The 11,725-nt window shown below is 59.9% G+C and carries 9 protein-coding genes; 7 read left to right on the forward strand and 2 right to left on the reverse strand.

Annotated features, from left to right (window positions below):
• A partial coding sequence (locus tag DDF70_RS33035) for an IS66 family transposase (protein ID WP_114948825.1) occupies nucleotides 1-1,451 on the reverse strand: 1,451 nt, incomplete at its 3' end.
• Between the two features lie 426 nt (nucleotides 1,452-1,877).
• Between DDF70_RS33035 and DDF70_RS33040 the strand changes: the two genes are divergently transcribed.
• From DDF70_RS33040 to DDF70_RS33070, 7 genes are all read left to right on the forward strand, one after another.
• The gene (locus DDF70_RS33040; protein WP_114948826.1) at nucleotides 1,878-2,798 is read left to right on the forward strand and encodes a recombinase family protein; all 921 of its coding nucleotides are present in this window, start codon (nucleotides 1,878-1,880) and stop codon (nucleotides 2,796-2,798) included.
• A gap of 217 nt (nucleotides 2,799-3,015) precedes the next feature.
• On the forward strand, nucleotides 3,016-3,522 hold the full coding sequence (locus DDF70_RS33045) for a hypothetical protein (protein WP_114948827.1): 507 nt from the start codon (nucleotides 3,016-3,018) through the stop codon (nucleotides 3,520-3,522).
• 1,569 nt (nucleotides 3,523-5,091) lie between these two features.
• Nucleotides 5,092-6,330 carry a plasmid partitioning protein RepA gene (gene repA / locus DDF70_RS33050; RefSeq protein WP_114948828.1) on the forward strand — a complete coding sequence of 413 codons (1,239 nt, stop codon included), beginning with the start codon at nucleotides 5,092-5,094 and terminating at the stop codon, nucleotides 6,328-6,330.
• On the forward strand, nucleotides 6,330-7,601 hold the full coding sequence (repB, locus tag DDF70_RS33055; RefSeq protein ID WP_114948829.1) for a plasmid partitioning protein RepB: 1,272 nt from the start codon (nucleotides 6,330-6,332) through the stop codon (nucleotides 7,599-7,601). Before repA ends, repB begins: the two co-directional genes overlap by 1 nt.
• Nucleotides 7,602-8,107: 506 nt before the next feature.
• Nucleotides 8,108-9,247, forward strand: coding sequence for an RHE_PE00001 family protein (locus DDF70_RS33060; RefSeq protein WP_281024415.1), 1,140 nt, complete (start codon nucleotides 8,108-8,110; stop codon nucleotides 9,245-9,247).
• An 87-nt stretch (nucleotides 9,248-9,334) separates the two neighbouring features.
• Nucleotides 9,335-9,520 (forward strand): hypothetical protein, encoded by a 186-nt coding sequence (locus DDF70_RS33065; RefSeq protein ID WP_114948830.1) that lies wholly within the window; start codon nucleotides 9,335-9,337, stop codon nucleotides 9,518-9,520.
• A 59-nt stretch (nucleotides 9,521-9,579) separates the two neighbouring features.
• Nucleotides 9,580-10,098 (forward strand): hypothetical protein, encoded by a 519-nt coding sequence (locus tag DDF70_RS33070; RefSeq protein WP_114948831.1) that lies wholly within the window; start codon nucleotides 9,580-9,582, stop codon nucleotides 10,096-10,098.
• 175 nt (nucleotides 10,099-10,273) lie between these two features.
• On the opposite strand, the gene DDF70_RS33075 is transcribed toward DDF70_RS33070, so the two are convergent.
• Entirely contained in the window at nucleotides 10,274-11,614 is a 1,341-nt protein-coding gene (locus tag DDF70_RS33075) for an IS1380 family transposase (protein WP_114946107.1), read from the reverse strand.
• Nucleotides 11,615-11,725: the final 111 nt, after the last annotated feature.

An 11,725-nucleotide genomic window follows, 5' to 3' on the forward strand; every position in this document is an offset into this window, starting at 1 on the left:
GCGCTCATGGTGCCACCGGAGATCTTGCGCTTGATCACCCAGGCGCGCAGGTCGTTCTCGGAGGCATTGGTGTGCAGCGGGATCTCGGGACGCTCGAGCACCCGCAGCAGTTCGCCCTTGCGCCGTGCCAGACGGGCGAGCAGTTCGTCGAGCTCCTGGTAGCCCGTGCGCAGGCCAAAGATCTTGTCGAACTGCCGCCGGAAGGCCCGCTCCCCACCTGGCGAGGGGCTCTGCTTCCACAGCTTCAGACCGCGATAAAAACACCAGATCGCCTCGCGGACCAGCTCAACGGCATTGGCCTGCTTGGGTGAGGCCGGCATCAGCTTCTGCAGGTGGCGCTCCGCATGGATCCAGCATAGGGCGTGCTGAGCAACCCGGAACTGCCCGGCATCGTCGGAGACCACGACGGTGTTGGCCATCAGCCCGTGATGCCGGAGCGCGCCCCAGGTGGCGGCTTCATCCAGTAGCCGAAGCAGAGGCCGGTCGAAGATGTTGATCGAGCAGCGCAGCAGATGCTGCCACCACTCCATCTGCGAGCTGAACACCTGGTCCTGGAGCTGGCTCAACCGGGCGATCACGGCGGCCTCGACCGGCTGCCGGCGCAGATAGTCCAGCGCGGCCTCGTTGGCGACGTAGTCCTCGCAGCCACCCCGCAGCAGCGTCAGGAAGTTCAGGCGCGATTTCGACCGGCTGGTGCGGAAGACGCAAAAGCGCTCGCCGCCGATCTGGGTGGTCACCGCGGGACGGCGGGCATGGCGCGCCCCGGTATCATCGACGGTGAGGTAAGGCGACGAGACCAGGCCGGCCTGCAGGATCGCACGATCTTCCTGTTCGAACAGCTCCAGATCTGAGGTGAGCAGACGGACGACCTCGCGCTTGGAGATCGCCAGGCCAATACCGTTCAGCAGATCGGTCAGGCGCTCGGTGGTCACCTGGCCTTGCGTGTGCAGGGCGAGGCAGAACCGCCGCACATTGGGTCCGAACCCGCCGGTGATGCCAATCGGCAGCGGCGCGATGAGGGTCTGGCCCTCGGGTGTCACCCACCGTTCCCGTTTGTAGCGCACCACCTCGGCAACCAGCACCAGATCCCGATGCACGACCGTCTTGTAGCCTTTGAAGCGCGAGCCGGGCGGAGCCTCGACCGGGATCGTGACCTCGCGGGTGACCCGATCCCGTTTGGCGCCGCGCCCGGGACGCCGGCCTGGACCAGCAGGGCGCGGCTGGGTGGCTTTCTCCATGCCGGAGGGGTTGAAGGGTGGGCGCGGCGGCAGGTGCTTGAGCCGGGCGATCTCGTCCTTCAAGGCCTGGTTCTCGAGGCGCAGGTTGCTGTTGGCGAGGCGCAACTGCTCGACCTCGTGCTCCAGTCGATCGATTTTGCCGGCCAGATCCGCAACGAGCAGGCGCAGGGCCTTCTGGGACAGGGGCTGGGCGGAACCACCGGGCGCGCTCATGCCTGGATTGAATCACGAATGCCCATTTGGCGGAATCCCTGCCCCCGAAAATGCCCCGGTTACCCGAAATGCCACGCTCCTGCCCCACAGCTAAGTTATTGAGCAAACGAACTATAACTTGGCATAGGGAAGCTAAGCAAGGGATTGCTACGCTGCGAGCTGAGGCAGCTCGGCCTTCTGCGCGATGGCATCCGCAGGGCCCCTATGCCGTGGTGCGGATGCTCTTTGCTCCACTGTCCTGTGGCCCTGCAGAAGCGCGAAATGGCTCCAGAAGCCCTTGTTTTAAGCCATTTTGGGCGGCTGAGCGGAAGCCCTGCCCGTGCCAGCTGGTTAACAGAATGGCTTGAGAAACGTGTTCAAACGATCAGTTGCTCATAACAAGTGAAAGTGTACAAAGGGTTTGAAAGTCCCGTCGGAAACCGGTCAATGGCCCCTCCCCTCTCGAAAGCGCGCTTGATTGGTTACGCCCGCGTGTCAACTGAGGATCAGGCGCACGATGCTCAACTCGACGAATTGCGCGCAGCGGGCTGCGAGGTGATTCATCAGGAGCACGGATCCGGCGCAAACCGTGCTCGGCCGGTGCTGGCGCGGCTCCTCCGCGAGATCAAGCAAGGTGAGGTCTTAGTGGTGGTGCGCCTTGACCGCTTGGCACGCTCGGTCAGTCACCTTCTCGAGGTGATCGAAACGCTGGAGGCCAGAAGGGCGCATTTCCGGTCCTTGCGCGATCCGATCGACACGTCGACACCACAAGGAATATTTTCATTGCAAGTGCTCGGTGCGGTGGCGCAACTGGAGCGTTCGCTGATCTCCGAACGCACTCGAGCCGGGATCAAGGCTGCCAAAGCCCGAGGCCGGAAGCCAGGAAATCCAGGCATGCGCAAGCGTCAGCCGGAGGCCATCCGGAAGATCGCCCTCGCCCGCGAGAAGGTCTTCCTTGATGAGCTGATCGCCAGCGCGGACCGCTGGATGCCAACAGTTCGTCGCATGCGACCGCACCATCCGTGGGAGGATGTCGTGCGCGTGTTGGGCGATAGCGGGCAATCTTGGACTGTGGCCCGCCTGCGGCGGGCTGTGGGCAAGCTCGTGTCGCAGCATATGGCTGACCCTACCCTCCTCCGCCCTGCTCCGCGCAAGAACCCGGAGGACCGTCTCATGACGCTGATCGCCGGCATCGCCATGACTGACCCGAGCCTCTCGCTGAGGGACATTGGGGCACAGCTTGAGCGCATGCGGGAGCGGACACCGCGTGGGGGTCTCACATGGTCAGCCTCCTCGGTGAAGAAGCAACTAGACCGAGCGCGCAAGGCCGGTCTGGCCCTGCCATCCTCCTTACAGGATGCGGTGTAGTCGCTTCGATGGGAGATGTCCTTACTCAACCGAGTTCGGGCTCCGTCTGGGCATAGACTGCTGAGGGGCTCCGCCATTGCATTCCTGGGCGCTGAGCTGCCCTGGTAGCCATACACCTAGATTAAGGCTAGGTCTTCGGCTTGGCATCCCCATGCAATTGACAGGCGAGCGGTTAGGGGATCACCATCCTGCACGGGGCGCCACAGGAATGCCTGCCATGGACACTTTCGATCACATCCTGAACTGGAAGTTGAAACGAGACTCACACCCGTTCCCCAGCAAAGATGGCGGAACCTGTATCAACGAGGCGGCGATCGTGGCGGCTGGTTTCCCGTACCAGCCGGTCCGAGCCGTCGAGACCATGCCGTCGTGTTTCTCGCGTCCGATCTGCCGCTTGGCGATGCTCCTGAACGATGAGGCTGATGATGTCGAGCGGCAGTTCTTGCTCCCGTTCGTCACACGCTTGGCTTGCGCTGATACGGCGAAGGTGGAGTGGGAGCGGGAGATCTATATCTCCCAGCACTTGAGACGCCGCATGAGTTTTCAGGATCGGCTCGAGGTCCTGGAAGGCGCATTGGCTATCGGGCGGCAGGCTGACGTGCTGGTGACAAAGGAGGTGAGGTCCAGGCTGGACGCTGTCCAGCAGAGTGCGAAGGCTCCCACGTCGGTAGCCGAACATTTCAAGTTCAGCAAGATCAAGGCGTGGCTTGTACCTACTCTGTGAAAGCGCTTCTGGTGACATGGCTCGCAACGGCTCAGCGGCGCCCACAGCCGCCTGAAGGTCGGCGGGCCAACGTCCGCGTGTCAGAACGGCAGCCATTATGAGCGGGGACTCGCGGATTCCCCTCCCCGTTCACCCAGATCCGTCTGGGACCGCTGTTCAACCGTTCACGTAGTCTCTGTGGCTGAGAATTGGTGCTCTGTCAGCCTATCGGTTTGCAACACCGCACGGGGGGACGGTCACGGCAATAACGCGAAGGGCGGACACATCGATACGGCCTAAGGAGGCTTTGCCCTTGGACGAGGCAATGCTCTTAGCGCCAGCCGACATCGTGTGCACGGGAATGATGGTGCGAGCGAATCCCTCAGCGGTACCCCCATAATCGCTGCCATAGTGTCGCGGAGACCCTGCCCTTCTTCCCCTCTGCTTCCTGCAGGGATCTGATGGCGGAACGATGTGGCGGATCTCGTAGATCAGGCTTCTCCTTGATTTGGACGAGCAGCCGACCTGAGCAGCGACTGGGCCAACCAGCAAGGCCTTTTTACACATGTAAAATCCTTTGAGAGCGAACCCAGAGTGACAAGAGCGTTCTGGCTTCGAAGCCTTCTGAGTGGAAACAATGGTGACACGACGGACTTCCATCTGGCCTGGATTTCTCTTAGCCGCAAGCACTGTGCGCCGCCAGCATACATGTCAAACGGTTATCGGCGCCCCCCGGTATGAAGGGGGGCTTTAGCGCGCAACGTCGAGTTTGCACGTGTAAAATTCGATCTCTTGTGGTCTGCGGCCCCGGACCTGACAACACATGGCGGTCACCTAAATCTAATCAAGGAACAGCAGCGGAAGCACACCGCCGACATCATTCCTGCCAAATATCAGGATCTCAAAACTGCCTTGGTGCTGAAACGGGCAGGGCGCTAGAAGCTAAACGCAACCCCACTGACGTAGCCCGATGGACGTGAGGCCATCGCTGCAGTTTTTACACGTGTAAAATCGTAATGGCTGAGAGTCGTTGGCATTGGCTAAGCGATACCTGCGCCGCCTTGTACTCGGCCGAGGTCGTTGACGTCAGGCCGGCCAACCACAAGTGAGAGTGGCTTCACCCGGATTTTACACGTGTAAAATCGAAGGGGGTGTAAAACTCGCACGACTGGAAATCAGGCTTGAACAGCCTGATGTGGTTCCTTGGGTGCTCTTGAGTTTCGCGGTATGCGGATCGAACTACACCAGTAGGGAAGGGATGAACTGTTCCAGATCACCTTGCTGCAGGGTTCGATGCAGCATACCTGGCAAACTCGAACCAGATCGGCGGTCGCAGGCGGGCGAGGCTGACGGAGTTCTGATCCTCGCTTCCGGGGATGGCAGGCGGAATTTTTTACAAGTGGTTGAAACACTCTGTCGCTGAGAGTTCTCGTTGGTCAACAGCTATTTAGCAAGAGCGGCTCAGGAGAAGAACGTGGCCGACGTCGCGTTTAGATCGGCCCTAGTTTAACCGGATGTTAACGTTCCGTGCGTTTGATGAGACGGAATTCGGCCGCTCGCCGGCACTTTTCCGTAAGAAGGAGGACCTTGATGGCTCTGCCTCAGCTCAAGAGCGAAGGTCAGGTATCTGCCAGCTCAACATCCAATCGGCCGTCCCGCGTGGGGCTCGACCTCATTGGAGAGCATGCAACCAAGCTCTCTAAAAACCTGCACCGGCAGCTTGAGACCGCTTTTCCGCCGCGGGCTCAAAAGTCCTTCCGCAAGCTGACGTCCGGAGAGGTCGCTAAGCTCCTTGGTGTCGCGGACAGTTACCTGCGGCAGCTCTCGCTGGATGGGAAAGGGCCTGACGTGGAGATACAGCCGAATGGCCGACGCCTCTACTCCCTCAAGGACGTCGCGAACCTGCGTGCGTATCTCGACGCAAATGCGAAAGGGGAGAGGCAGTATTTGAAACACCGTAGCGGAGACGAACACCTTCAGGTGATCGCCTGCACGAACTTCAAGGGCGGATCAGCAAAGACCACAACTGCGGCTCATCTGGCGCAGTATCTTGCCATAAATGGATATCGCGTTCTGGCCATCGATCTGGATCCCCAAGCGAGCCTCTCAGCCGTCCACGGCCTCCATCCGGAGCTCGACGTCCTAGAGAACCAGACTCTTTATGGAAACATCCGCTACTCCGGTGCTAGAATTCCGCTCAAGGACATTATCCGGCCGACCTATATTGAGGGCTTGGAAATTATCCCTGCGAACCTCGAGCTCATGGAGTTCGAGCACGAAGTGCCAATGGCTCTCCAGAACAAGCAGGAGGGAAAGCGCTTCTTCGACCGCGTAAACGGCGCGCTTGAGACCGTGCATCATAACTACGATCTCGTTGTGATCGATTGTCCTCCTCAATTGGGATATCTGACGCTGTCAGCTCTCAGTGCCGCGACGGGCATCGTGATCACGGTTCATCCACAGATGATGGACGTGATGTCTATGGCTCAGTTCCTGACGATGACTAAGGACCTGCTAAGCGTGCTTAAAAATGCGGGCGGCAATACAGAGTACGACTGGCTCAAATACCTGGTCACCCGCTATGAGCCAAACGATGTGCCTCAAGCCCAAATGGTTCAGTATCTCCGTAAGATGTTTGGGGACTATGTTCTTGACAATGAAATGCTGAAGAGCACTGCCGTCTCAGATGCCGGCATCATGAAGAAGACCATTTACGAAGCCGAGCGAGCCGACTTTACAAAAGGCACAATTGACCGTGCGATTGAGTCCATGAACGCTGTCAACCGCGATATCGAAAAACTGGTTCTGCAGTCCTGGGGGAGGATCTAATGGCAAAGAGTGCGAAGCGACTGGCAGCGTTCCTCAACACGGAAGAATCTGATCCTTTGAACCAGGAGCCCGCATTTGAGGACAAGCTTCGGGCAGTCTCCGAAACCATCTCCGAGTTAACTGTTGAGCCCGGGCCAAGTAGCGTTCCTGTTCTCGTAGAGCCATCTGACAGAAAGTCAGGGCCGGGGGAGGGGGCTTCAGCGACCCTGAGCACTGATCTTGAGATCTCTGATATTACTCCGACGGCCCCCGCGACGCTCGTGGAGATCCCTGAAACGGTTGCGGCGGTACCTCAGAAAGTTGGGAGCGAGAGTGAAATCGAGAAAACTTCTCAGGTAGTGTCCAAAAGTCTGCTTCGGCAGAATGCGCCTACAAGCCAAGTGATGAAGCGCTTAAGTACAATGGTCCGTGACGACTCACACGAACTTGAGGACTTGAAGGCACTCGTTGAGAGCGGGCAAACGGTCGTTGAACTAGATCCGAACCTGATCGACGAGTCCTTCATCCGAGACCGAATGGAGGATGGCACTCAGTCGATCGCTGATCTGGCAAATCAGATCGAGAGCCAGGGTCAGCTCGTTCCGATCCTAGTGAGGCCTCATCCTCAGCGAGGTGGGCGCTACCAGGCTGCTTACGGGCATCGGCGCCTGAAGGCCGTCGCTTCGCTCGGAATAAAAATCCGCGCGGTCGTCAGGCAAATGACTGACGTTGAACTCATTGTGGCGCAAGGCCAGGAGAATAACGCCCGACTTGACTTGAGCTTCATTGAGAAGGCGCGATTTGCGGCTGCGATGAAGGCGAAGAAGTTCAACCGTGAGACGATCGCGGCAGCGCTCGGCATCAGCAACCAGTCTCAGATCACCTGGTACTTGCAGGTGGTCGAACGGATTCCAGCCACTGTTATCGACGCGATTGGCCCAGCTCCAGAGATTGGTCGCAAACGTTGGCTGCCCTTAGCCGAACTGTTCCAGAACGATGCATCCGCGCTTGAGAAGGCGAAGGCGTTCATCAAGACACCCGCCTTTAACGCTCGGGAGACGAACGAGCGCTTCAATTCCCTGGTCGAAGAGGTGACCCGCAAAGACCGGCCAGCACGTGCTGAGCTTGGTTACTGGGAAGCTTCCGATACGCGCGTCAAGGCAACAATCAACTTTACGTCTAAGCGTTGCACGCTGCAGATCGACCGCAATGTCGATGCGGGGTTTGCCGAGTTCGTCGTCAATAACCTTGATGCTCTGTATGCCAAGTACTCTGGGCAATCGGAAAGCTAACTGTACTCGAAGCAAAGGGCAGCATTTCTGCTGCCCTTTAATAGCTATGGCTGGCTCGAAACGGACTTGTCCTAACCCGATTGTCGCCCTGGACCCAAGGGATGTGAGCTGACCGGCTACTTTTACCAGCTTGAACGGATCTCATTGCTCCGCTTGGCATTGCCTGTTTGCGCCGTCCGGGCCTAGGCCGCCTGAACCTACTGTACATTCATCAGGGCGTGATAAACCGACCGGTTGATGTCGCCGCCAGACTGCTTTTTGAGGGCTGCCGTAGTCGTACTTTCTTAGCCAATTGCGGGGAACTTGCTCCGCAGTGCGGCCAGAATCGGCCAAGATTGGCCCAGATCGGCCGATCTAGCGCCAAAACAGCCCAGAATACCCATTTTCCGGCCCCTTCTCCTGTCCATAGCAAACGGTAGCCAAGCCGCTGAACGCTACCATTGTTGAGGCAGATCCTTTCAATTATAATATCTTAGATGTTGCCAAACTAGTGACGGGGGCTGCTAGTGCGCTTGAGTTTGACCGATGAAGGATCGGAACGGTCCGCAATCGCCATTCCCGAATTACCGTGGGAGACAATCGCCGGTCGTCTGGAGCAGCTCACAATCGCCATTCTCCGTTTTGATGCCCGGCTGGAGGCGTCGGGTCTGGCCGCCGGATGGCAGTCTCGCTGCGATATGACCGAAGCTGTCCGAGCTCTGATTCTTGATGGTCATCTGGTCGATGTCGGCGATCTCGTCCTTCACGACGCCGGAATGGACGTTCGCAGCCCCACTCATGAACTCACCCGGGCGGCAGCGGCCCTCAGATCTCGACGGACGGCGATGGCAAGAAAAGCCCCTTGGCCGGTTTCGTTCGACGGATTGGCGGCCATGAGGGGTGTTGGCGGGATTGGCTCGGAGATGGCAGCATCGAAACGCAAGAGGCCTGACCCTGACGATGACGATGCCTATCCAGCATTCGCTAACGATGCTGACCCGTGGAAGGCACATTTCGCCGAAATCGACGCCGTGTTGGATCGCACCACGAGAGTTCTCGCAGGAGAAACTCCGCTGCCCAAGAGCCGGTCGCACCTGGTGTACGACCCGGATCAGGACGAGGCCGAAGCCGAGGACTTGTGGCTCGATCTCGTCAAACGAACCTCCCATTGGCCGGCGGTTGCTGCAGCGGCCGTAGCCTGGAATGCCTGGCTGGATCTCAATCTCTATACCCGCTTGCCCTGGCTGGGGCTGACAATGGCCGCCTCGATCCTGCGAGCGCGAGGGCTGACAAACCATCTCCTGCCGCTGGCGGCCGGCTTCAAGAAGTCGAAGTTCCGACCGCAGGGCAGGGAAGGGGCGAAGGAGAAACTCGATGGCTTTTGCAGTGTCATTGAGGAGGCCCTGGAGATCGCGAACAAGGATCTGGAGAGGCTGATCCTGGCCCGTGAGTTGATGGGCCGAGTGACGGCCAAGACCCGTTCCAATTCGAAGCTACCGGACCTGGTCGACCTGTTCCTGTCCCGCCCTTTGGTGACTGTGCCGCTCGGCGCCAAACTGCTGAAGGTCACGCCAAAGGCGGTGGATCTCATGCTGCAGCAGTTGGGCGGGGCCCTCCCGCGGGAACTCACCGGCCGAACCCGTTACCGTGCGTGGGGTATTGTCTAAGCTTTCCTTAGTTATGCCATGCGGCTGTCATTGGCTGTTCATAATCAATGGGTTAGTGCTTGATCCCGTTCTGAAGGGCGGTTTCCCATGTTGATGTGGAGCACAGTTGTTACTTTCCTCCTCTCGCTGGTGGCCATCGGGCCGCTGCGGGCAAGTGCTCCCTCCTGGCTTCTGTCTGGTGCGGAACTGGCGGCGGTGATCAGCCTCTTCGCCTTGGTGTGCTTTCTTGAAAGCAGCGGCGGCAACACCGACCGCTCCAATCCAGCGGCCTGACAAGTTTCGGTAAGGAACTCCGCCTAGGGTGCTGCTCCGTCCTTGATCGGAGACAGCCCATGAGAAGCTTTCTGCTCGCCATGATCGGGGTTGTCCTGGCCTCCCCACCAGCGACCGCCGATGGTCTGAGCCTTGCGGGCTCCCTCTGGCAATGCACCCGCGCTTCGGATCGATCTCAGTTCGTGATTACCTTTTATCCGGGGGGTGGCGTCGGGGGAGGGGAATTCGAGAACGGTGAGGTGAGCCCCTACATCTTCGATGCCTCCCAGACGAAGCCGGGCGAATGGCCGGGCAAGTGGGAGCAGATGGGCCAGCGCTTCACCTGGACGTTTCCCGACCAGAGCATCCGAATTGACGGGGGTCTCTCAGCCGCTGGGCAGGCAAATGCGCGGCTCACCGGCAATGAGACCTCGTCGGGAGAGCGCTCGGCGATCACCTGCAACGCTCTATCCAAGCTGCCGAAGATCGGTGAGGGTTTTGTGATCCCGAAGAACGGTCGCTTCATCGATCTGGACCAGGACGATGGCGAGCTGAAGGTCCCGGCGGGCGTCTCGCTTCAGGAGCCGGGAGGACGCTAGCCCGATTAATTCACGGCGACCCTTCTGAGGTTGGCTTTGCGAGCCTTACTGGTAGCTTTGACGGGCTTTCAGGCATGTCTTCACCACCTCCAAGGATTCGGCTTGGCGGATGAGAGCGGCGGGTTTGCAGGTGGACGGGACAGGGCTCGGGTCAGGGGCGTGTGCGCCCCATTGATCAGGTGACGAGGCGCGGCAGACGGCCGAGAACCACGCGCAGGATCGTCTGGTCAGGACAGGCGCTCGGCAAGTGCAGCTGGATCTGGGTCTTCCGTTCAACCACCCGGGCGGCGATCTTGATCAGGCGCAGCCGCAAGGTGTCGAATTGCGCGATGCGCCAGAGCGAGCGCTTCGGCATCCTCGCCCGCAGGACCCACATCAGCCAATAGGCGCCGGCATGCAGGAACAGCCGGAATTGGTTCGCCGTCGCTCGGGAGCAGGACGTGCGGTCGGCCGCCAGGTGGGCTTTCCAGGCCTTGATGTGGTTTTCCGCCGTGCCGCGCCGACAGTAGATCCGCTCATAGAGCGTTCTGGCTTTGCCGCCAGTGAGATTGGTGACGATGAACCGCGTGTCGCTGCCCTGCGCGCCCGCTTCGACACGAGCGATGATGCGCTCGACCCGGCTCCAGCTTGCAGCACCGTCGAAGAACTCCGTGAAGCGCCGCACCTTGCCTTTCCGAGGAGCCGCGGCAAAGCGCGCCTTGGCGCTCGCCTCCAGACCCGCAACGTGCCGGCGCAGGGTCGAGGTTGAGGCCACTCCGAGGATGAAGTCAACGCCGTTGGCTCGGCACCAATCGATCACCAGCGGACCGCAGTAATGGCTGTCAGCCCGGATCAGGATGCGGGTGGTGGGCCAGTGGGTTCGGATCGCCCGGATGAGCCGGCGCAGATGAGCCCGGATCTCGCTGCCCTTGGGCCGACGGGCCGGCCGCAGCACGGCCGTGATGAAGCGGCCCTCACCGTCGAACACGACTATGGGCTGAAAGCCGTATTCGTCGTAATGGGCATTGAACAGCCGCAGCTGCTGGTCGCCGTGAACGGCATCGAAAGTGTCGTCGAGGTCGAGCACGATCTGCTTCGGCACCTGTCCGAACGAAGCGCAGTACAGATCGATCATCGTGCGTCCCATACGCAGCAGCGACCGCGCATCGGGCATATTCTCCAGGCGCGAGAGCGTCGGCTGTGAGGCGAGATGGCGATCCGATGGCAGCACGTCCTGCGCCATCTTGAAGATCGGGTCGGAGCGCAGGCTGATGGCGTCGTTGCAATCCTCATAACCGGCAGCGATCATCAACAGCCGGAAGCGGATCAGATCGGCCAGGCGATGAATGACCTGATCCTGAGAGCGTGGGTCATCGATGCACGCGGCGAGCCGCTCGGCGACACCCAAACGCTTCTCCACCTCGCGCAGGGCGAGAACTCCGGCGTCGGAGGACAGCAGGCCGCCGTCGAACCGAGCCAGTACGGTTTTGCCGGTAACAGGTGACAGGCCCGGTAGTGGAAGCGTAGAGTGGTTCATGGCGGGTGGGTTCTCCCAGAAATGACGCGGATCGGCTTCGACAACCAAATCCTAAGTCATCTCAGGGGCTTGAGCTACACCCGCCAACCCTCCATGAATTTTCCGGGCTAG

The organism is Microvirga calopogonii (genome assembly GCF_003347665.1).
Taxonomy (GTDB): Bacteria; Pseudomonadota; Alphaproteobacteria; order Rhizobiales; family Beijerinckiaceae; genus Microvirga; species Microvirga calopogonii.

Excerpts from the sequence above, each read along its gene's own strand:
- repA (WP_114948828.1), top strand. The coding sequence starts at position 5,092 with ATGGCTCTGCCTCAGCTCAAGAGCGAAGGTCAGGTATCTGCCAGCTCA.
- DDF70_RS33065 (WP_114948830.1), top strand. The coding sequence starts at position 9,335 with ATGTTGATGTGGAGCACAGTTGTTACTTTCCTCCTCTCGCTGGTGGCC.
- repB (WP_114948829.1), top strand. The coding sequence starts at position 6,330 with ATGGCAAAGAGTGCGAAGCGACTGGCAGCGTTCCTCAACACGGAAGAA.
- DDF70_RS33040 (WP_114948826.1), top strand. The coding sequence starts at position 1,878 with ATGGCCCCTCCCCTCTCGAAAGCGCGCTTGATTGGTTACGCCCGCGTG.
- DDF70_RS33045 (WP_114948827.1), top strand. The coding sequence starts at position 3,016 with ATGGACACTTTCGATCACATCCTGAACTGGAAGTTGAAACGAGACTCA.
- DDF70_RS33070 (WP_114948831.1), top strand. The coding sequence starts at position 9,580 with ATGAGAAGCTTTCTGCTCGCCATGATCGGGGTTGTCCTGGCCTCCCCA.
- DDF70_RS33075 (WP_114946107.1), bottom strand. The coding sequence starts at position 11,614 with ATGAACCACTCTACGCTTCCACTACCGGGCCTGTCACCTGTTACCGGC.